This is a genomic window from Cytobacillus oceanisediminis 2691 (assembly GCF_000294775.2).
In the GTDB taxonomy this organism is placed as follows: Bacteria; Bacillota; Bacilli; order Bacillales; family Cytobacillaceae; genus Cytobacillus; species Cytobacillus pseudoceanisediminis.
Genome location: NZ_CP015506.1, coordinates 2,658,312 through 2,678,140, shown reverse-complemented (window position 1 = coordinate 2,678,140; position 19,829 = coordinate 2,658,312). Strand labels below are relative to the sequence as shown.

The 19,829-nt window shown below is 40.6% G+C and carries 20 protein-coding genes; 13 read left to right on the top strand and 7 right to left on the bottom strand.

What is annotated here, in order from left to right; genetic code table 11:
• The first annotated feature begins 29 nt into the window (after positions 1-29).
• The 3 genes from A361_RS13610 to A361_RS13600 all read left to right on the top strand — a co-directional run bounded on the left by A361_RS13610 (position 30) and on the right by A361_RS13600 (position 2,294).
• A complete protein-coding gene (locus A361_RS13610) occupies positions 30-1,283 on the top strand; it encodes a methyl-accepting chemotaxis protein (protein ID WP_009334422.1) in 1,254 nt (417 codons plus the stop codon).
• 58 nt (positions 1,284-1,341) lie between these two features.
• Positions 1,342-1,962, top strand: a complete 621-nt coding sequence (locus A361_RS13605; RefSeq protein ID WP_019383163.1) for a nuclease-related domain-containing protein — start codon at positions 1,342-1,344, stop codon at positions 1,960-1,962.
• A 101-nt stretch (positions 1,963-2,063) separates the two neighbouring features.
• Positions 2,064-2,294: a hypothetical protein gene (locus A361_RS13600; protein ID WP_033196625.1), complete on the top strand. Its 231-nt coding sequence runs from the start codon at positions 2,064-2,066 to the stop codon at positions 2,292-2,294.
• A 196-nt stretch (positions 2,295-2,490) separates the two neighbouring features.
• Here the strand turns inward: A361_RS13600 and A361_RS13595 are convergent, their stop codons facing one another.
• Both A361_RS13595 and A361_RS13590 read right to left on the bottom strand, forming a co-directional pair.
• The gene (locus A361_RS13595) at positions 2,491-3,375 is read right to left on the bottom strand and encodes a hydroxymethylglutaryl-CoA lyase (RefSeq protein ID WP_019383161.1); all 885 of its coding nucleotides are present in this window, start codon (positions 3,373-3,375) and stop codon (positions 2,491-2,493) included.
• On the bottom strand, positions 3,372-4,043 hold the full coding sequence (locus A361_RS13590; protein ID WP_009334426.1) for a GntR family transcriptional regulator: 672 nt from the start codon (positions 4,041-4,043) through the stop codon (positions 3,372-3,374). Before A361_RS13590 ends, A361_RS13595 begins: the two co-directional genes overlap by 4 nt.
• A 220-nt stretch (positions 4,044-4,263) precedes the next feature.
• Here A361_RS13590 and A361_RS13585 point away from each other — a divergent pair, with 220 nt between their 5' ends.
• The 8 genes from A361_RS13585 (at position 4,264) to A361_RS13550 (ending at position 12,683) form a co-directional block, all read left to right on the top strand.
• On the top strand, positions 4,264-5,466 hold the full coding sequence (locus A361_RS13585) for a CaiB/BaiF CoA transferase family protein (RefSeq protein WP_019383160.1): 1,203 nt from the start codon (positions 4,264-4,266) through the stop codon (positions 5,464-5,466).
• Between the two features lie 12 nt (positions 5,467-5,478).
• Entirely contained in the window at positions 5,479-6,906 is a 1,428-nt protein-coding gene (leuC, locus tag A361_RS13580; RefSeq protein ID WP_019383159.1) for a 3-isopropylmalate dehydratase large subunit, read from the top strand.
• Positions 6,903-7,508, top strand: a complete 606-nt coding sequence (leuD, locus tag A361_RS13575) for a 3-isopropylmalate dehydratase small subunit (RefSeq protein ID WP_009334429.1) — start codon at positions 6,903-6,905, stop codon at positions 7,506-7,508. Before leuC ends, leuD begins: the two co-directional genes overlap by 4 nt.
• A 26-nt stretch (positions 7,509-7,534) precedes the next feature.
• Complete coding sequence (locus tag A361_RS13570; protein WP_019383158.1) at positions 7,535-7,795, top strand: hypothetical protein; 261 nt, start codon at positions 7,535-7,537, stop codon at positions 7,793-7,795.
• Positions 7,792-9,300, top strand: a complete 1,509-nt coding sequence (locus tag A361_RS13565; RefSeq protein ID WP_019383157.1) for a sodium:solute symporter family protein — start codon at positions 7,792-7,794, stop codon at positions 9,298-9,300. The genes A361_RS13570 and A361_RS13565 overlap by 4 nt, the downstream gene beginning before the upstream one ends.
• A 24-nt stretch (positions 9,301-9,324) precedes the next feature.
• Positions 9,325-10,572 (top strand): MFS transporter, encoded by a 1,248-nt coding sequence (locus tag A361_RS13560; protein WP_019383156.1) that lies wholly within the window; start codon positions 9,325-9,327, stop codon positions 10,570-10,572.
• Positions 10,573-10,592: 20 nt separating this feature from the next.
• A complete protein-coding gene (locus A361_RS13555) occupies positions 10,593-11,189 on the top strand; it encodes a flavin reductase family protein (protein WP_019383155.1) in 597 nt (198 codons plus the stop codon).
• Between the two features lie 123 nt (positions 11,190-11,312).
• Positions 11,313-12,683 carry an aldehyde dehydrogenase gene (locus A361_RS13550; RefSeq protein WP_019383154.1) on the top strand — a complete coding sequence of 457 codons (1,371 nt, stop codon included), beginning with the start codon at positions 11,313-11,315 and terminating at the stop codon, positions 12,681-12,683.
• 263 nt (positions 12,684-12,946) lie between these two features.
• On the opposite strand, the gene A361_RS13545 is transcribed toward A361_RS13550, so the two are convergent.
• Positions 12,947-13,126: a type II toxin-antitoxin system SpoIISB family antitoxin gene (locus A361_RS13545; RefSeq protein ID WP_009334435.1), complete on the bottom strand. Its 180-nt coding sequence runs from the start codon at positions 13,124-13,126 to the stop codon at positions 12,947-12,949.
• Complete coding sequence (locus A361_RS13540) at positions 13,107-13,871, bottom strand: type II toxin-antitoxin system SpoIISA family toxin (protein WP_009334436.1); 765 nt, start codon at positions 13,869-13,871, stop codon at positions 13,107-13,109. The genes A361_RS13545 and A361_RS13540 overlap by 20 nt, the downstream gene beginning before the upstream one ends.
• A gap of 393 nt (positions 13,872-14,264) precedes the next feature.
• On the opposite strand from A361_RS13540, the gene A361_RS13535 reads away from it, so the two are divergent.
• Complete coding sequence (locus A361_RS13535; RefSeq protein ID WP_009334437.1) at positions 14,265-14,969, top strand: CsxC family protein; 705 nt, start codon at positions 14,265-14,267, stop codon at positions 14,967-14,969.
• A 377-nt stretch (positions 14,970-15,346) separates the two neighbouring features.
• Here A361_RS13535 and A361_RS13530 read toward each other — a convergent pair whose 3' ends face one another.
• The gene (locus A361_RS13530) at positions 15,347-15,568 is read right to left on the bottom strand and encodes a hypothetical protein (protein WP_019381059.1); all 222 of its coding nucleotides are present in this window, start codon (positions 15,566-15,568) and stop codon (positions 15,347-15,349) included.
• Between the two features lie 114 nt (positions 15,569-15,682).
• Here A361_RS13530 and A361_RS13525 point away from each other — a divergent pair, with 114 nt between their 5' ends.
• On the top strand, positions 15,683-16,405 hold the full coding sequence (locus tag A361_RS13525; RefSeq protein WP_009334438.1) for a CsxC family protein: 723 nt from the start codon (positions 15,683-15,685) through the stop codon (positions 16,403-16,405).
• A gap of 132 nt (positions 16,406-16,537) precedes the next feature.
• Here A361_RS13525 and A361_RS13520 read toward each other — a convergent pair whose 3' ends face one another.
• Complete coding sequence (locus A361_RS13520) at positions 16,538-18,583, bottom strand: hypothetical protein (RefSeq protein WP_236888039.1); 2,046 nt, start codon at positions 18,581-18,583, stop codon at positions 16,538-16,540.
• A gap of 213 nt (positions 18,584-18,796) precedes the next feature.
• Positions 18,797-19,573 (bottom strand): CsxC family protein, encoded by a 777-nt coding sequence (locus tag A361_RS13515; RefSeq protein ID WP_019381057.1) that lies wholly within the window; start codon positions 19,571-19,573, stop codon positions 18,797-18,799.
• Positions 19,574-19,829 lie beyond the last annotated feature (256 nt).

The following is a 19,829-nucleotide window of genomic DNA, read 5'->3' as shown; positions in this document are numbered from 1 at the left end:
AATAAATGATAGAAAAAGGGGTCCGTTTCATGAGTCAACTTAGCTATATGCTCCGTACTTTAATCGTTATTATCCCGACTGTATTGATCATAAGCGTTGCAGTATGCGTTGGTAATGGATTGAAAGGCAATGCGTTTTGGATTACCATTGCTTTTATTATGATTCTCGGTTCGCTTGCTGGAATATTATCCGCATTTATGAACTACCGAAAGTTTATTGCACCCATCAGCAAAATTAATGCCTTTATCGATGAACTTGCAGATGGAAATATGTCCACAAGACTTGACGAAAAATCAGTGGGACAGCTTGGATCGATTGCTTCAGCTTTGAATCATACTGCAGCTGCCTGGCAGGAAGTGCTGAATAAAGTGGTTATAGCTTCTAACGAAGTCACACAATATGCACAGCAGCTATCATCAGGTGCCCAGCAGACAAATATGGCAACAAGCCACATAGCTGAGGTCATTGAAGAAGTAGCAGCAGGTGCCGATAATCAGGTCAAGGGGGTCGGAACTGCATCCCATGTCATCATGCAGATGTCCGAAAGCCTGACACAGGTTGCGGCAAATTCAGAACAGGTTACAGAGCAAATCAACGATTCACTGGAAAAGGCAAATCATGGTTCTGCATCCATTTCAACAGCAGCATGCCAAATGAACTCCATACATGTAAATGTACAGGATTTATCCAAAGTAGTAAAAGGCCTTGGCCAGCGGTCACAGGAGATCGGAAAGATTATCGAAGTGATTACAGGCATTGCCGCTCAAACAAATCTTCTGGCTTTAAATGCTGCTATTGAAGCGGCCCGCGCAGGAGAGCAGGGAAAAGGCTTTGCCGTTGTAGCAAACGAGGTTAGAAATCTCGCTGAAAAGTCTGCAGAATCCACCCTGCAAATCAGTCAGCTGATATCAAAAATCCAGGAAGAAACCAATCAGGTTGTCCAGACAATGGACTTGGTTAATCATGAAGTAACCGAAGGAATGGAAGTCATGAAGGATGCAGGCGATTCTTTTGCACAAATCCAGCAGTCAGTCAGCACGGTGACGAATCAAATGGAGGAAGTCGCTTCAGCCATTCAGCATATGTCTGTCGGTTCGCAGAAAATGGTTCAGTCCATGGACGAAATATCACATGTGGCAAATGAATCAGCCATGGCCACACAAAGTGTACTTGCTTCAACGGAAGAACAGGCTGCATCAATGGAGGAAATTTCACTCTCTGCTGACCAGCTTACGAGCATGGCGGAGGATTTGAAAGGGTTGATCAGCAGATTTAAGTTATAGAGTTTAGGTCAAAAACCTAAACTCTTTTTATTATTATTGTTTAAAGGAGAAGTTTTATTTGATCGAAAAAGAAAGGAGGGTACCAGAAATCATTATGCAGCTTCATGCACTTTTAAGGCGTATTCCAGAAATGGTACATGGGAGGGAGAAAGCTGCATCTGAATTAAACAAGCCCAAAGCAGGATTTATAGGTGAACAAAAGCTGGATTATTATTTAGATTTTCTGGATGAAAAGAAATATAGAATCTTTCATGGGCTGCGTCTTTCAAATAGAAAACAATTTTTTCATACGGATACTTTACTGCTTACAAAAAGATTCGCCATGATCCTTAAGGTGAAAAACTGGAACGGAACCTTCATCCTTGAACCCAATTTCCACCAGCTCATCCGAATCCATAACGAAAAGGAGGAAGCTTTCCACGACCCGATTTCCCAAGCTGAACACCAAAGCCGGCAATTAAAAAAGAGGCTGGCTGCAAATGGTTTCCCGGATATCCCGATAGAATTTGACGTCTTTATCAGCAGTCCTTCCACCATCAAAAAATCACCTTCTAAACAAACCTCCAGTAAAATTCTTCATGCACACCGACTATTAAGTAAACTTACCTCTATTGAAAAATCATATTCTATTGAGAGATTAAATGAAAAACAAATAAAAAAATTAGCTATACACTATTGAAAAAACATGTCGAGCATGAGATGGATGTAATGAAATTTATAAAAATAAATCCAGATACAATTCTTACTGGAGTGCACTGTCCTCAATGTGGCTCACTGCCAATGATTTATCATTGGGGATTGTGGAGATGTCCAGTATGTAAAACCACTTCCGATACGGCACATCATCAAGCTGTAGAGGATTATAATTATCTGATTAAACCGTCAATTACAAATGCTGAATTTCGCAAGTTTCCCCATTTAACATCTGTTTTTTCTGCCTCAAGATTACTTGGCCAGATGAATCTTCAGCATGGCGGTGAAAAGAAGAATAGGTATTATATAAAACCTTGATTGGAGACCTCTAATTGTGAACTCTGCAAATAAAAGCTTTAAACTTGCAAATAAACTTAAAAATTTGCAAATAAAAACACCAAACTAACAAACAAACCTAAAATTCAGCAAACAAATCAGTAAAACTTGCAAACAAAACTTTCAGCCGCCATCTTAGACCCAAAAAAACCACCCGCAAAGATGGCTTTTCCCGCAATTAAGCTATTCCCGCCTTCATCAACATCCCATCAAGCGGCCGTTCCATCACTGTTTCCATCCACTTTGCTGTTTCCAGTACTGAAGGAAGGTCTGTCCCTGTATTAACACCCATTCCGTGGAACATATTGATCATATCTTCTGTACAAACATTTCCGACTGCTTTTGGGGCAAATGGACATCCGCCAAGCCCGGCAATGGAGGAATCAAAGCGGCGGACACCTGCCTGATATCCCGCCAAAACATTTGCCAGTCCCAAACCGCGTGTATTATGGAAATGGAGGCCAAGCGAAAGGTCCTTTCCAAAGGCATCAAAAAATGACTCTGCTATTTTTTGGACCTGGATGGGATTAGCCATACCCGTTGTATCAGCGAGGGTGATTTCCGTACAGCCGGCTTCTATAAATCTCTCTGCCACTTTCAGCACGTTTTCCAAAGGTACATCACCTTCAAAAGGGCATCCGAATGCCGTTCCCAACACCCCTGCCACACCCTTTCCTGATGCAGTTCCTTCCTTAATCACTAAAGAGAGCTCCCCAACAGCCTGCTCTACAGTCCTTTTCACATTCCGTAAATTGAATGAATCACTTGTTGTTGTAACAACATGAAGAAAATCCACATCGGTCTTGAGTGCCCGTTCAAGCCCTGAGCGGCTTAACACCAGACCGCCGAACCGGACGCCATTTCTTTTAGGAAGCGATTTCAAAACTTCCTCTGCATCAGCCATGGGAGGAACAACCTTCGGATTGACAAAAGAAACAGCTTCTATATTGCGGATGCCGGAATCAATTAATCTTGTAATCAAATCAACTTTTGTTTCCGTTGGAACAATTTTGCACTCATTTTGCAATCCATCGCGCGGACCAACTTCACAAATTTCAATCATTTTACTTCCTCCTTTAGCAGATGAATGTTTTTAATTTGTTCCAGGTGCTTCAAAACATGATCACGGCCTTGATAAATATGCTCATGCATGGCAATGCGGGCACGCTCGGGTTCCCGATTTTTGATTGCTTCCAAAATGGTTTTATGTACCTCTAGGGATTGTTTAAGCTGAAAGCTGTTATACCAATAGAAGGATCTGAACACGATTGGAACCACGACAACCTTTGAAATATGGAAATGTATATGCTCATTTTTTGAAGCAGCCACTATCGTTTCATGAAACTTCTGGTTTACCTGAACAATATCTTTCAGGCTGTCCATATCAGATTCCACATATCGGCTAATGGCTTCTTCATATAAAATATTAGCTCTTTCCATTTCCAGCAGATCATTTTCTGTCCGGTGTATCGCCGCCTGACTGGCAGCGTACCCTTCCAGAAGAGTGCGCAGGTCATAGATTTGCCGGATATCATCTTTTGTAAAATGCCTTACGCTGACACCGCGCTTTAATGGAATGACGAGGCCTTCTGCTTCAAGCTGCTTAATAGCCTCTCTAATAGGAGTGCGGCTAAGATTCATTTCTTTAGCCAATGATTCCTCAGCAAGCCGCATGCCAGGGACAAATTTCCCTTCAATAATGGCATCTCTAATAAATTCGTATGCATCCATATCAACACCTCAATTGTATTGTATACAAACAGAAGTATTATTACAACAAATATTCTGAATATTTATTATAAAACATGATTATATAAGGCTTTTTAATGAAATTTCAGAAAAATAATAAAATTTACATTGACTTATTGTATACAAACAATTAAATTTGTATACAAGATTAAGAAAATTGAAATTTAACAGTGCATTCAAGAAATATCAGGGAGGGAAATCCATGTCAGAAAAACAGCTTCCACTGGAAGATATCAGAGTCATCGAGCTGGGCACGCTTTTAGCAGGACCATTCTCCGGACGGCTTCTAGGTGACTTCGGTGCTGAAATTATTAAAGTCGAGCCTCCGGGTAAATCAGATCCCATGAGAAATTGGGGAAAATCAAAAGACGGAATAGGGCTTTGGTGGCCTATTCAATCGCGGAATAAAAAATCGATTTCGTTAAATCTCAGGGAAGAAGAAGGACAGCAGGTTTTAAGGGAGCTTATTAAAGAAGCTGATGTTGTCATTGAGAATTTCCGCCCGGGGACAATGGAAAAATGGAATCTATCCTATGAAGCACTTTCCGAAATCAACCCTAAATTAATCATGGTACGGACTTCGGGCTATGGACAGACAGGACCCTATAAGCATCGGGCAGGATTTGGCAGCGTCGGTGAAGCAATGGGCGGGCTCAGAAATGTAACCGGTTTCCCTGACAGGCCGCCATCAAGAATTGGTGTATCAATGGGTGATACGCTGGCCGCACTTTTTGCTACAATTGGCTGTCTTGTTGCATTACACGAGAGGGAGCGCTCCGGAAAGGGACAGGTTGTCGATACGGCCCTCTATGAATCTGTATTCTCCGTAATGGAAAGCATTATTCCGGATTATCTTTTAGCAGGATACATAAGGGAAAGGATGGGCAATATCCTGCCAGGAGTAGCTCCATCCAACATTTACTTCACGCAGGATAAAACTTACATCGTTATAGGAGCCAATGCAGATGGAGTGTTCCGCAGGTTATGCGAGGCCATGGAGCAGCCGGAATTGGCAGATGACTCAAGATTCGCGACTCACCATGCAAGAGGAGAAAACATGAAGCTTCTTGATTCCATGATCGAGGAATGGACAAAGACTCTCCCTGCTAAAGAAGCGCTTAAAATTCTTGAAGATAAGGGCGTTCCATCAGGGCTCATTTATACAGCTAAAGATATTCTGGAAGATCCGCATTATAAGGAACGCGACATGATTATTAAAGTAGATCATCCGCAGCTGGGAGAATTCCCGATGCCTGGCATTGTGCCAAAATTAAGTAGGACACCAGGGGAAGTGAAGCATGCCGGCCCGGAAGAAATGGGCAAGCATAATCATGAAATATACACTGGCCTTCTTGGGTTCGATGAAGAGAGATTAGAAGAATTGAAGAAAAATAATATCATTTAGGAGGGCTTCAAAATGGGGCGGACCTTATATGAGAAAATCTGGGAAAAACATGTAGTCGTGGATGAACAGGATCAGCCTTCCCTTTTGTACATTGATCTTCATTTAGTGCATGAGGTCACATCACCACAGGCATTTGAAGGCTTAAGAATTAAGAATCGCAAAGTGAGAAGGCCGGATCTGACTGTGGCTACCATGGATCACAGCATCCCAACAACCGACCGTTCTCTTCCTTTTAAAGACCAAATCGCCAAAAAGCAAGTTGACGCTCTGGCAAACAACTGCAGGGAGTTTGGCATACAGCTTTTTGACCTGGATAGCCGAAATCAGGGTATTGTACACGTCATTGCCCCGGAGCTTGGCTTAACACAGCCCGGGATGACCATTGTCTGCGGTGACAGCCATACCTCTACACATGGAGCTTTCGGGGCACTTGCCTTTGGCATTGGCACAAGTGAAGTAGAACATGTCCTTGCCACTCAGACATTAAAGCAATTTAAATCCAAAACATTAGCAATTTATATACATGGCACTTTGCCGCAAGGAACTACTGCCAAAGATCTTATACTTTCAATCATTGGAAAGTATGGCCACGATTTTGCTACTGGCTATGTTGTGGAGTATCGCGGTGAAGCGATTCGTAATTTAACAATGGAAGAGCGAATGACCATTTGCAATATGAGCATTGAAATGGGAGCAAGGGCAGGACTGATTCAGCCTGACGAAAAAACCTTCAATTATTTGAAAGGGAAACAAGCAGTTCCTGATGGAATGGAGTGGGAAGAGGCTCTTGCAGAATGGAAGAAATATTATACTGACGAAGATGCCGAATTTGATCTGACTGCTGACTTTAATGCAGCTGAAATAATCCCGCAGGTTACCTGGGGGACAAATCCAGGCCAGGTGGCAGGTATTACAGAAGTTATACCGCTAATGGAAGATCTGCCTGCAGATCAAATAGGACCAGCTAAAAAAGCATTAAAGTACATGGGCCTTCAGCCAGGAACACCCATTACAGAAATAGGAATCAATAAAGTCTTTATCGGCTCCTGTACAAACAGCCGAATAGAAGATCTTCGAAAAGCGGCAAAAATCGTAAACGGTTACAAAGTTGCTGAACATGTGGAAGCTCTCGTAGTTCCTGGTTCACAGTTTGTAAAAATGCAGGCAGAAGCTGAAGGTCTAGATCAAATTTTTATCAGCGCCGGTTTTCAATGGAGAGAAGCAGGATGCAGCATGTGCCTCGGTATGAATGAGGATTTGGTTCTTCCGGAAGAACGCTGTGCATCGACCTCCAACCGGAATTTTGAAGGCAGGCAGGGAAGAAATGCGAGGACCCATTTGGTCAGTCCTGAAATGGCTGCTGCAGCAGCGATTGCCGGCAGGTTTATAGATGTGAGGGAGTGGCCTGTTAAATATAGCAAGGAGGTCAGTGTACAATGAAGTCTTTTACCAGATTTACAGGCATAGTTGCTCCGCTTGATGCTGCAAATGTTGATACAGATGCCATCATTCCAAAACAGTTTTTAAAAAGAATTGAAAGAACTGGGTTTGGCGAATTCCTCTTCTACGAATGGCGATACGAAGATGGCAGGGAAAAACCGGATTTCATTCTAAATCGGGAACCTTATCGGAATGCACCGATTCTGCTGGCAAGGAAAAACTTTGGCTGCGGCTCATCCAGAGAGCACGCACCCTGGGCGATTGCAGAATATGGGATTAGAGTGATCCTGGCATCATCATTCGCAGATATTTTCTATAATAATTGTTTTAAAAATGGCATCCTGCCAATAGTCTTGCCTGAAAAGGATATTGAAGTTTTGTTTCAAAAAAGCAATGAATCACCTGGTTATCAGCTGAGCGTAGATTTAGAGAATCAAAGAATTGAGGACTCCTTCGGGTACATGGTCGAATTCGATATCGTTTCTTATCGAAAAGATCAGCTGTTAAAGGGGCTGGACGAAATCGGGGCAACGCTTCAATCAGCTGAATTAATAGACTCCTATGAATCGGCACATAAGATTTTCTATAAGCTGGAGGTTTAAAATTTCAGCAAAAGGGAGGAAGCCATATGGAAAACAGAACGATAAAAGAACCTATTCGAAAAAAATGGATTTGGATAGTCCTCGCCATCATTACACTTGGCGTAGTACCCTGGTATTTTCCGGATGCAGCAGCTGAGCCCTATATTCTAGGGTTTCCGTTATGGGCATTTATTTCGACAGCTTTTTCCATTATCATGTGCGGATATTTAAGCTGGCTTTGTGTGAATGAGTGGAATATCGTAGAGGAACAGGAAGAAGCCGAAAAAGCAAAGGGGGATAAATCATGAATGATTTAGCTTTTGCAGGCACAGATGGGATCATTATTTTATCAGCCTTTGCCATAATCATGCTGTTAATCGGATACTTATCGGGCAGAGGTGAGAAGAACCTTCATCACAGTCTTTCAGGGTACTATCTTGCCGGAAGGAATCTCGGTTTTATCGCACTCTTTTTCACCTTATATGCGACGCAATATAGCGGGAATACCATTGTCGGATATGCCCCAACAGCATATAGGACAGGTTTCTCGTGGATTCAGTCCATTTCATTTATGACAATCATTATCGGAATCTATTTACTGTTTGCACCAAGATTATATGTCATTGCAAAGAAAAGAAACTTTGTTACACCTACTGACTGGATCGATCACCGCTTCAAATCGAAAGCAGTCACATTGCTTAGTATTTTTCTTATGCTTTGGGGGCTTGGAAACTATCTTTTAGAACAGCTTGTAGCAATCGGCCAGGCTGTATCAGGGATGACAGGCGGAACAATCCCATACCAAATAGCTGTTATCGTCTTTGTAGCTGTTATGCTTGCCTATGAGTGGATGGGCGGAATGAAGGCAGTTGCTTTTACGGATGTTATGCAAGGTATTGTTCTTATGATCGGAATCATTGTCTTCCTCATCGGCGGCTTGTATCTCGTCGGAGGAAATTTCTCTGATGTTACAAGGTATGTAGCAGATCTGGAGCCTGCAAAAACGGCAGTCCCTCCAATGGAAGTGAATATCAACTGGCTGAGTATGCTCCTGCTTGTTGGACTGGGAGCAAGTATTTATCCGCATGCTGTTCAAAGAATATATTCTGCGCAAAGCGAGAAAACCCTGAAGAAATCATTTGCCCGCATGGCATGGATGCCGCCAATTACAACTGGGCTTGTATTTATGGTAGGCATTATTGGAATTATGCTTTTTCCTGGACTGGATAAGACTGGGTCTGAACAGCTCGTAGGACTGATGGCCAATGAGATCGCTGCCATTAATCCATTTTATTACTGGATTATGATCATCTTCTTTGGCGGGATTGTTGCTGCCATTATTTCTACAGCCGACTCAGTTTTGCTCAGCTTTTCATCCATGCTCTCAAATGACGTATATGGAAAATTCATCAATCCTAAAGCAACTGAACATAAGAAGGTCATGGTCGGAAAAGTGTGCGGAATCATTGCCATCATCTTTCTTCTGTGGATTGCCTGGAATCCACCGGGAACGCTATATGAAATTTTCGTCCTAAAATTCGAATTGCTTGTTCAGGTTTTCCCGGCTTTTGTACTGGGCTTATATTGGCAGCGTTTATCAGGAAAGGCTGTCTTCTGGGGGATGCTTGCAGGCGCTATATTAGCAGGATTGCTTACTTTTACAGGCTATAAAACCATCTATGGAATTCACGGCGGCGTCATTGGATTAGGATTGAACTTCTTTATCTGTATTGCAGGTTCTCTATTAGGTCCTGCTGTTTCAAAGAGCAAAGTTCTGGAGGAAGATTTGTCTGCACTCAATTTAAAGGCATAAAAGCCAAAAAAGAGATGATAAATTATGAGTAATTCACTGGCAGAAAAGCAATTTGCCATCAATGAAAATCCATGGAAAATGCTATTATTTCTTCTGCTGGCACAGCTGATGGTAGCATTTGTTGGCAGAAGCATTGGACCCTTGGGAGTTTTAATCGGGGAGGATCTTTCCCTGACCAAGTCGCAAATCGGCATGCTCCCGGCGGCTCTCTTTTTGGGCCAGGCGATCATTTCAGTTCCAGCCGGCTTTCTGACTGACCTTGCAGGATCCCGTAAATTATTGGTCCTGGCGTCGGCCTTAATGGGGTTAGGCTTTCTGTTCATGACATTGCTTCATGATTTCTGGCTTGTCCTGTTATTAATTGTTATCGGCGGAATTGGGTATGGATCCATGCACCCGATCACAAATAGAGGCATCATTTATTGGTTCCCGCTCAAACAGCGGGGCACAGCAATGGGAATAAAACAAACTGGCATCACAGCAGGATCAGCTCTGGCCAGTTTGATACTGCTTCCGCTTAGTGTAACTTTTGGATGGAGATTTGTACTTCTTACGGCTTGCCTTCTATTATTGGCGGGCGGCTTCGTCTCCTATCATTTTTACCGGGATCCGCCTGAATTGGAGCAAGCGAAAGGCAGCAGCATGAGTTTGCTCCAATTTTACAAATCAATGTTTAAAATGTTTAAAAATAAAGCTTTGATGCTGATAAGCTTTAGTGCTCTCGGTTTGAATGGCACACAAATGTGCTTAAATACGTATATTGTTTTATTTGCCTATGAACAGCTGAATATTTCCATCTTTTTATCAGGTATTCTCCTGGTTATATCTGAAATATCCGGAACTATTGGCAGGGTTGCCTGGGGAATCATTAGCGACAGGCTATTTGAAGGAAAGCGTGTTGTGATCCTAATGATCATTACCATAATGACCGCTTTGGCCAGTACGTCAGCCGCTGTCATTACTTCAGCCCCATTTTGGGTAATGGCTCCCATTACAGCTCTCTTTGGATTTGCAGCTTCAGGCTTCAATGGAATCTGGATGAATCTTGCAAGTGAATTGGTGCCGAAAGAACAAGCTGGCATCTCAAGCGGGATCAGTATCACTCTGGGGTCAGCCGGGGCCATTATCATTCCGCCATTATTTGGTTTAATCGTGGATCAGACGGGGCAATTTTCTTCCGGGTGGTTTTTAATCACAGGTATGATGTTTATAGTTTTTACTTTACTGACAACATTAACGATTATGAATAAAAAGAATAACTTTGTTATTTAAAAATGGAAGGAGTGATCCGAATGGAATTTAATCCCTCGGAACTTGGAGAAAAAGAAGTGTACAAATTATTAACCGGATCTGTCGTCCCAAGGCCGATTGCCTGGGTTTCCACAGTATCTGAGGATGGCAGCCAGAATCTCGCACCTTTCAGTTTTTTCAGTGTTGCTTCAAGAAATCCTCCTATGCTCTGTTTTTCTATTGGTCCCGGGGTTGGCGAGAGGGAAGGTACAGAAAAAGATACATTGGTCAATATCCGGGCGACAAAAGAGTTTGTCATCAATGTAGTTCCCGCGCCATTAGGAAACCAAATGCAAAAAAGTGCAGAGAATCTCCCGAGTAATGCTGATGAGTTTGAAACAGCAGGGCTTTCCGCTGCTGAAAGTCATTTAGTCGCCCCTAAGAGGGTAAGAGAAGCACCAATCCATATGGAATGCAAACTCGAACAAATTATTAAGCTGGGAAGCGATCACCTTATTATTGGGAGAATGGTACATTATCATATTGACGATGATTACTACCTCGGTAATTATAAAGTGAATTTAGAAAAACTGCAGCCTCTTGGAAGGCTGGCAGGAAACTATAGTGAAAGCAGTGAATTCTTCAAGCTGCCGAGATAAATTTTCAAAAGCCGGACCTTATGGCCGGCATTTTTTTTGCAATGGGAGTATACCTATTTATGTATTTCCTCCAGCCAAGATGATAATATAACCTTAAAACATAGCCCCATCTGGAGGTATTCCATGGAAAACTACGCGGATCTCATTCAAAAACAAAGAAATTTCTTCAACCAGGGTAAAACAAAGGATGTCACATTCCGAATGGAAGCGCTCGGCAAGCTTCGTTCGGTCATTAAGCTGCATGAGCAGGAATTGATGGATGCGTTAAAGGCGGATCTCAATAAAAGTGAGTTCGATGCGTACTTGACTGAGATTGGAATCCTCCTGGAGGAAATCCGTTTTACCTTGAAACATTTAAAAAAATGGGCCAAACCCAGAAAAGTGAAGTCATCGATTGCACAATTCGGTTCGAAAAGCTGCATATATCCTGAACCATATGGAGTTGCGCTAATCATAGCTCCTTGGAATTATCCTTTCCAGCTGGCGATTGCACCCCTGATCGGAGCGATAGCCGCAGGGAATTGCGCCATCCTAAAGCCATCGGAATTGACCCCGCAGACTTCGGCATTGCTTTCAAAAATGATCAGCAATCATTTCCCTCAAGAATTTATTTCAGTTGTTGAAGGCGGTGCAGCAACAAGCACAGCCCTATTAAATGAAAAGGTCGATTATATTTTCTTCACAGGCAGTGTCCCTGTCGGAAAAATCATCATGGAAGCAGCATCCAGGCACCTTACTCCTGTTACCCTTGAATTGGGAGGGAAGAGCCCGTGCATCGTGCATGAAGATGCCAACTTGAAACTTGCTGCGAAGAGAATTGCCTGGGGAAAATATATTAATGCCGGCCAAACTTGTGTGGCTCCGGATTATATTTATGTTCACAGCAGAATTAAAGATGAATTCCTGAAAGAATTAAAACAATCTATTCAGGAGCTTTATGGAAAGAACCCGATTGCATCCGGCCAATTCACGAGAATCGTCAGTGAGAAGCACTTCAGCCGTCTCACCAAATTTTTAACCGATGGCACCACTGTTCACGGGGGAAGGCATGATTGCAGCTCTCTCACCATAGAACCAACTGTACTTGGGGATATTACATGGGCTGATGAGGTCATGCAGGATGAAATATTTGGACCAATTCTGCCGGTGCTGGAATATGATGACTTGTCCGGAATGATTTCAGAGGTTACAGCACGCCCGAAACCTTTAGCGCTATATATCTTCACTGAAAGTGAGGATGTCCAAAACCAGATTCTAAGCAGCATTTCCTTTGGAGGGGGATGCATTAATGATACCGTTTATCATCTTAGTTCACCGTATCTGCCTTTCGGGGGAGTAGGGGAGAGCGGGATTGGAGCTTATCATGGCAAGGGAAGCTTTGATGTGTTCTCACATGAAAAAAGCATACTGAAGCAAACCACCAAATTCGATTTGCCATTCCGATATCCGACTACAAAAGATGCATTGAAAAAAGTGAAGCTTTTTATAAAATAACCGTCTTATTTTGCAAGGCGGTTTTTTTATGCATTATTTTTCGGAGGTTTGAGCCCCTTGTTTAAATCCTGTATGGCGGCCTCTGTTTTTTTTGAGAGGTTTTTGGTATATGGTGAAACCGAGAATGTAGGGAAGTTAATATTTTTCACTTTCTTGGTCAGTTTTTTCATTGGAATCAGCCCTTTTTATCTTTATTATATGTCCCCTTCAATTGAACATGAATAGGGCGCGGAAGAAATTTCCTTCCACGCCATATAGTATGCTCAAGCCTTTGTTTTGGTATAAACGCTTATTAATCTTTTGTTCTTTTTTAATATCCGTTCGGTGTGGGGACTTACTTCAAATCCCGGAAGGCTGATCCGGGATTTTTTTTTGAGCGTTTTCATAGTGTTTTTAGAATGTATCTCATGATTCTCCGTTTTTTTATCCGCTGGATCCTTCATGGTCTTCGTCCTCCTGTTCGGCAGGGAGCATTAGATCGTATATTGAAATGAGTGAAGTGAAAAGCAAGTAGTCGAATTCTGTAACAAATTGATCGGAGGTAAGTTTAATTACATAGTCATCTTCAAGAATGGAAAAAGGAATCAGCGCCAGCTTTTCTTCAGCATCATAATACACTTCTCTGCGGTCCAGACGGCTATGAATCAAAGCTTTATCAGTGTAGTGCTCAAGCAGATAGTCCTTTTCTTCCTCTGTTGTGTATTTGCATAAGGATATCTTCATATCCACTTTTTCCGCAAAGTCCGCCAGAAGTTTTTCAATGCCGGCGAGATATGCTTCCTTGTTTCCATAATAAATCTCAATGGGCTCATTTTTCAATAAATACTGAAACGATTTTAGCTTATTCATGTGTGAATTCAGCAAATCACTGTTTTCTTCGAGCAATTCCCTTGTGTCAGTAGCCAACTCGTTATTTCCAACTCTTTTCAGATAGGAACCCAGAAAAACAAAGGCATCAACCAGAGCAAATATAACCGCGACAATGAGGTAGTTCTGCCAATCAGTAAAAATGGAATCTGGTTTGTTCGTCCAATAAACTACTGCACCAAGTACATAAATGATATACCAGGTTTTCCGAATGACGGGCATTCTTTCTTTTACTTTCTTTTCCCACAACCAGACAGAAATAACATAAAAACCGAGACAAGCGACAATAATCCAAACTGCAACCTTGAAGAATATCAGCAAAAAAATCGCCTCGTCCACTCAATATTTAGTTAGAATATTCGCATATTTATTCTTGAATCCATTATACCAGAAAATATGCCAATAATTTGAATTTAAAAAAAGGAATAAGAAAAAACATGATAAAATACCTAACTGGCGTCAGGCGAGATTGCATTAGTGCAGGTATAACTTCTTTTATTTGGAGAATATGATCTTTAATTACGAAAAGTAATCTTCTCCGCATTTGCTTATTTTTTTATAGAACGACAAATTGATTAATTATCCTACTATACTTGTCCATTCCAAGTCATCACTCATACATATATATATAGTAAGTCAAATGAAAGCAGACTTATGGAATCATTTAAAGCTTGTTTGTATTTGGCTGAATAATCTTTATAAGGAGTGTAAAATATGAGAAAAAACCATGGTTGTAGCAGTGGCAAAGGCCATTCTTCAAGAAAATGTCCACCAATGCCAGCATGCGATACAGCTAAATCACATGATCATTTTTGCGAAGTTTCAGGTGACGTAGTAGCAGGTACAGAAGTGGATGTTGTTATCGGACAAGTCCCTATTCAAGCTCTTACTGAATCCGAAATTCATCTTCCTGATTATGCCTCAGATATTAAAGTAATCAGAAAAAACATCTTTCTTACTCAATGCGAAGCGATTCCTTTTCGCCCTGCAGAGGGTACAACAACAACTGACGTAAAATTGTTTGTAGAAGGATATATTCATAAAAATATCCAATATGTTGAAGACTGTGACGGATATGTTAAAGACTATATGGTAAATGTTCCATTCAAGTGTTTCACTCGTGTAACTTTGCCTGTTGCTATTCCGATTCCTGCTTTAAGTTCAAAGAATAGTGATGCCAGAGAAATTAGAGAATTGGCCAAAGACGGTATGGGCGCTAACCGCTGTACTTTTGGTTCCAATACTTTTGAATTCTTGAATGAGCCTATTCGCTGTAAATTGGTAAGCTGGAATTTAACTGAAGCTAACTTTTTAAGTAACTTTGATAAATGGGGAAGATTCAACAAAATTACTGAAAAAGATGATATTAATCTTGTACTCAGATTATCGCAGACTCAATTTACTGCAAATGGGGCTTAATTGCAGAGGTTGGTCATAAACTTATAAAGAAAAAGGCACCGATTTCCGGTGTCTTTTTTCTTTGAAGGACTGCGGGATATATCTGGTAATTGCTAACTAATGATTAGCTAAAAAAAGGGAAACGGTCTTTTTTGGAGTTACCCCCATTTTAAATAGCTTCCGGTGATAATCAACTGTTAAGTCAGCTTTCCACAATTATTCTCAAGCCCTCATCTTTCGATAAATCTCCATACCTGAGTAACCAGGATCGTTTTCAATTTACAAGTAATATCATACAAAGGTTGCTGATAGTATTCTATACTTAATCGAGTTATTTTCACATAATGGAAGCGGCAATTCAGGGTCACAAATCGCATCCAGCTTGATGGACTCTCTATTTAAGATTGCTCTTCTAATGCTTTACGCCGTTTATCCTCATGGAACATAATATTAATAGAGAAGGGAAGGAGAAAGATATGGCGGCGTGTGTGGAAATGGACATATGTTTGACGCTCGATTGTTAGGAGTGAAATAAGATGTGAAAAATCAGCCTTCTCCGCATATGCTGTTTTTATTGCAAAAATGATAAATTGATTATTTGACCTAATGAACTTGTCCATTCAAATCCATTACTCCTTACATATATAAGTAGTAAGTCAGAAGATATTAAGCTTTCTGAAACAGAACAGAGCTTAATTGAATTTGACTAAATAAAATGATAAGGAGTTTATAATATGAAAAAAAATAATAGTTGCGGCTGTGGCAAAGGGCATTCTCATGGTAAATGTCCAGATATGCCAGTTTGCGATACAGCTAAATCACATGATCACTTTTGCGAAGTTTCAGGTGCGGTAGTAGCAGGTACAGAAGTAGATGTTGTAATCGGACAAGTCCCTATTCAAGCTCTTACTGAATCCGATATTCATCTTCCGGATTATGCATCAGAGATTAAAGTGATCAGAAAAAATATTTTCCTTACTCAATGTGAAGCCATTCCTCTTCGCCCTGCAGAGGGTACAACAACAACTGACGTAAAATTGTTTATAGAAGGATATATTCATAAAAATATCCAATATGTTGAAGACTGTGACGGATATGTTAAAGACTATATGGTAAATGTTCCATTCAAGTGTTTCACTCGTGTAACTTTGCCTGTTGCTATTCCGATTCCTGCTTTAAGTTCAAAGAATAGTGATGCCAGAGAAATCAGGGAACTTGCAAAAGATGGTATGGGAGCTGACAGATGCACCTTTGGTTCCAATACGTTTGAGTTCCTGAATGAACCAATTCGCTGCAAATTAGTCAGCTGGAATTTAACAGAAGGCAACTTCTTAGCGAACTTTGATAAATGGGGTAAATTTAACAAATTTACTGAAAAAGATGACATTAACCTTGTAATCAGATTATCGCAGACTCAATTCACTGCAGCTCCCGCCCCAGTTACAGAGGAAGAGTAATAACTTAAAAGGAGAAAAGGTACCGATTACAGGTGCCTTTTTTCTATGAAAAGCAGACAGGGTAATCAGTTAACATGAATTGCTAAGAATGAGGCTGAAAAAAGGAAAGGGTCTCTTTTGAGATACCCTCTTTTAAATTTGTATAAATTGCTTCTGAAAAAAATCGACTGATAAAATAGCTTTACCCAGTATTTCTATACCCGCATCTCCCGATATATCTCCGTGCCAGAGAATATGGATTTTATTCAGGTTACATGTGATTTCCTCGGAAAATTGCTGAAAGTACTCTATATGGTAATCGTGTGCATTTCCATGTTGAAATATGAACTCATTTATACGCGAAGGAAGCGGTAATTCTGGAGTGCAAATCCAATCCAGCTTGATGGATTCATCTATTGAGAGTGGTATCCTGATGCTTTTCAACTGTTTATCAGCAGCGAACATAATATCAGCTATGAGTATCCCTTTAACAAAAACCGTTTGTGAGGGAAGAAGAACCTTACAGCTCAATGATTCTACTGACCATTCCATTTTAGTTATATGCTTTGCATGTATGTTCATTGGAAAGCAATCAAAGATTTGAACCTCCATATCTGTTTTGCCAATTAAAACAGGAAGTTTAACAATAACCCCTTTCCGGAAAGATTCTTTAGTAGATCGCGTGTTTTCTTCTATAATGCTGCTGGAAGAGGACTCCTCCAAATGATCATAGAGCGCATCACTGAGTCGATTTGTACTTTCGCATTCGGCTGAAAATTCATTTTTGCTTACTTCTTCACTCCCAGATTCTGATGGGAGTGAAGTGGGTTCGGCCTTTTCAGAATTGGGAATTTCATTTGAAATAACATCTTGAAGCATAGCCGAAAAGTGTTCAAGCAAAGATGATACTTTATTATATTTCACTTCCTCTCTGTCATAAGGTGATTCGGATTCTCCGCATTCACTGGATGAGAAAAACTCCTCATTTAATAATTCAAGAAACTTATGATTACTATCAGATGACTCCTCCAATAAAGCCAAAAACCTCTCCTGTAGTGGTATTGTGTCTGCGCACTTCTCATCAAGTAAGCTACAGGCTTTTTTCAGAAGGAGGGAGAATTCTCCTTCATAACTGGATGACTCTTCACTGAAATTTCCTTGCCATTTAGGGTTAAGTGAATCTTCTAAAGTTGGATGTGAATCATCTGGTTCAAGTGAATCAACTTCAATTTTATGGCGGTCATAGTCCATGTTTTTATGATTATAGGAGGAAGATTCGCTATGGTTATAAGAGGCATCTAAAAGCAGCGCAAATGCTTCATCTTGACGGTAAGGAATGTTAACTGACTCATTATCCGAAGAAGAAGACTCTTCCAGCATCGCTGCAAAGTCCTCCTCAAAGAAATTCGCGGGTTCTGATAAAATATTGCCGTTTTTAGCAAGAGTACTTACTTCAAGTTTCCCATCTTCTGATTTAAATTTTTCCATTTCAAAGCCGAATGAGAGATCATCCGTGGATTCAGCTTTCTGGAGAGTCTCTGAGGATTCTAGCATACTGATAAATTCCTGAGTCAGGTCCGTGTCTTCTATTAGAGCATTCTCATTTGTTAAATTTTCATGGTTTAATGATGATTTGCTTTCGTTTTCAGATTGTATCAATTCCTGATGAAAACGCATGATTGTTTCTTCAGCTTGAACTGCCTCAGCAGATGATATATTACCTTTTCTTTGAGTCGATTTTATATCGGTAAGAAAAATATTATGGTTAGTATACGTACTTGGTAAAGAAGGGGTCCAGCTCAGCATAGGTGAAAAGGGCGTCAGCATTTCATTTAGGTATTTAGGCAGTTTTAATTTTTTTTTCTTGGCCATCCTTGCTTCTTCTTTAGCAGGTACAATATTCTTCCCTACATTACCCTTATCGGATGTTTTTTCAGGCAGTATATTAGTTTGGCTTATTTGGCGGGCTTCCACTGCAGGAGGCGGTAAAATTAATGGAAATGATTTTGGTTTTTTTTCGGAAATAGACGTACCATATCCTTTTTGGTTTTCTTCAAAGTCCATTTCTTTTATAGGTTTTTCTAAATTTGGGCTTTTTGATTTATTTCTTGAAAGAAAGATTAACTGCTGATCCGACAAATTTTCTGATTCTGTATCAATACGAAAAATTCGGTTATATGCACTTCTCATATCACTCATCTTCTTAGGAAGGTGCTGCAAATTAAGAGCATCCTCACCAGTCCCCTCCTTACCATGAATCTAGAAAGCTTTATCAATTTTAATTAGGTTTATCAGTATACACTTATGGGCAGATGTCCGGGAGTCTTGTTAACACTGAGAGATTGTGGCAACTCCCGCGACGTTTTTAGAAATTAATGGCTGCTTCATGGGATTAACCGTACTAATATATTTTTAATCGCAGTCGTAACAGTCATCGTGATCATTCGTAGTTGAAGAAACTCGTATTTGCTGTTTTTGAAGGACTTTTATGACTAATTCTAAAACCATTTTTTCTTCCAATTTTGTGAAGACACCTTCACCAATCGGTGAGCAGTTAGGCAGAGGACGGCGATCTATCGCCTCATCCCATTCAATTATTCTGCTTGAAATCAGTTCACAGAAGGGCAATTTGTTGTAGTGCTGCATGCTCTCCTGATGAAATTTGGAAAGGTCATTCGATTGAAGCTCATCTTTTTCAGGAAACCCGCAGTGCATTGGCTTTGATACATGAAAATCGAAATTGTATCGCTTGTTTATTTCCGGCATGATTGGGCAGGTAAGGAATTTCTTTATTTCAGTAACGCATTGAAAAGGCACATCGACTGTATAAGAATGTATATCAGATGCTACACTTTTATCAGAATGCATTTCAATTTCTGGACAAGGGGCAGCATATTGAATATTTTTTCGAACGAATCCTTTGACAAATAACTGGTTTGCAGGGAGTAATAGCCTGCATTGTGTCAACTTTACTGATTTTTTTATATCTTTAATTTCTAATACAGGTTCCGGAAACTTTATAATGGCATTTACGTTTAGGTGGAGTGAAAGTTCAGCTAGCACTACAGGAACCTCAGCTGTGATTTTTCCAATACTTACATGAGGATGATGGAAGGTACTCTCACACTCACAGTTTTGAGCAGAAATCTGGCATTCCGCTATATCTCGATCTTTTTGTTCTTCTGACATTTGGGCTCCTCCTGAAATCATGATAATCCCATCCTATGCATGATAATCGTCTATGTTTGGGCGTTTACCTATAAAAATCGGAAGAACTGAAAATACGAAAAATGGGTATTTAGATTTTGTTATATATGGATGAGGCAAATGAGGATAAAGTGAAATCTTTTTCAGCGTTTTTTTTACACTGCTATTTAGTTCAGCTCAGCCATTTGAGTCCTTCAAATCCTCTGTTCCCTGCAATAAAGCTCTTACTGACTGTAAA

What these genes read in the sequence shown, in the direction of transcription:
- A361_RS13525 (WP_009334438.1), top strand. Translation starts at nt 15,683, where the DNA reads ATGAAAAAAAATAATAGTTGCGGCTGTGGCAAAGGGCATTCTCATGGT.
- A361_RS13590 (WP_009334426.1), bottom strand. Translation starts at nt 4,043, where the DNA reads ATGGATGCATACGAATTTATTAGAGATGCCATTATTGAAGGGAAATTT.
- A361_RS13530 (WP_019381059.1), bottom strand. Translation starts at nt 15,568, where the DNA reads ATGGACAAGTTCATTAGGTCAAATAATCAATTTATCATTTTTGCAATA.
- A361_RS13545 (WP_009334435.1), bottom strand. Translation starts at nt 13,126, where the DNA reads ATGAAGGATCCAGCGGATAAAAAAACGGAGAATCATGAGATACATTCT.
- A361_RS13565 (WP_019383157.1), top strand. Translation starts at nt 7,792, where the DNA reads ATGAATGATTTAGCTTTTGCAGGCACAGATGGGATCATTATTTTATCA.
- A361_RS13550 (WP_019383154.1), top strand. Translation starts at nt 11,313, where the DNA reads ATGGAAAACTACGCGGATCTCATTCAAAAACAAAGAAATTTCTTCAAC.
- A361_RS13520 (WP_236888039.1), bottom strand. Translation starts at nt 18,583, where the DNA reads ATGAGTGATATGAGAAGTGCATATAACCGAATTTTTCGTATTGATACA.
- A361_RS13585 (WP_019383160.1), top strand. Translation starts at nt 4,264, where the DNA reads ATGTCAGAAAAACAGCTTCCACTGGAAGATATCAGAGTCATCGAGCTG.
- A361_RS13535 (WP_009334437.1), top strand. Translation starts at nt 14,265, where the DNA reads ATGAGAAAAAACCATGGTTGTAGCAGTGGCAAAGGCCATTCTTCAAGA.
- A361_RS13570 (WP_019383158.1), top strand. Translation starts at nt 7,535, where the DNA reads ATGGAAAACAGAACGATAAAAGAACCTATTCGAAAAAAATGGATTTGG.
- A361_RS13560 (WP_019383156.1), top strand. Translation starts at nt 9,325, where the DNA reads ATGAGTAATTCACTGGCAGAAAAGCAATTTGCCATCAATGAAAATCCA.
- A361_RS13610 (WP_009334422.1), top strand. Translation starts at nt 30, where the DNA reads ATGAGTCAACTTAGCTATATGCTCCGTACTTTAATCGTTATTATCCCG.
- A361_RS13600 (WP_033196625.1), top strand. Translation starts at nt 2,064, where the DNA reads ATGATTTATCATTGGGGATTGTGGAGATGTCCAGTATGTAAAACCACT.
- A361_RS13555 (WP_019383155.1), top strand. Translation starts at nt 10,593, where the DNA reads ATGGAATTTAATCCCTCGGAACTTGGAGAAAAAGAAGTGTACAAATTA.
- leuD (WP_009334429.1), top strand. Translation starts at nt 6,903, where the DNA reads ATGAAGTCTTTTACCAGATTTACAGGCATAGTTGCTCCGCTTGATGCT.
- leuC (WP_019383159.1), top strand. Translation starts at nt 5,479, where the DNA reads ATGGGGCGGACCTTATATGAGAAAATCTGGGAAAAACATGTAGTCGTG.
- A361_RS13515 (WP_019381057.1), bottom strand. Translation starts at nt 19,573, where the DNA reads ATGTCAGAAGAACAAAAAGATCGAGATATAGCGGAATGCCAGATTTCT.
- A361_RS13595 (WP_019383161.1), bottom strand. Translation starts at nt 3,375, where the DNA reads ATGATTGAAATTTGTGAAGTTGGTCCGCGCGATGGATTGCAAAATGAG.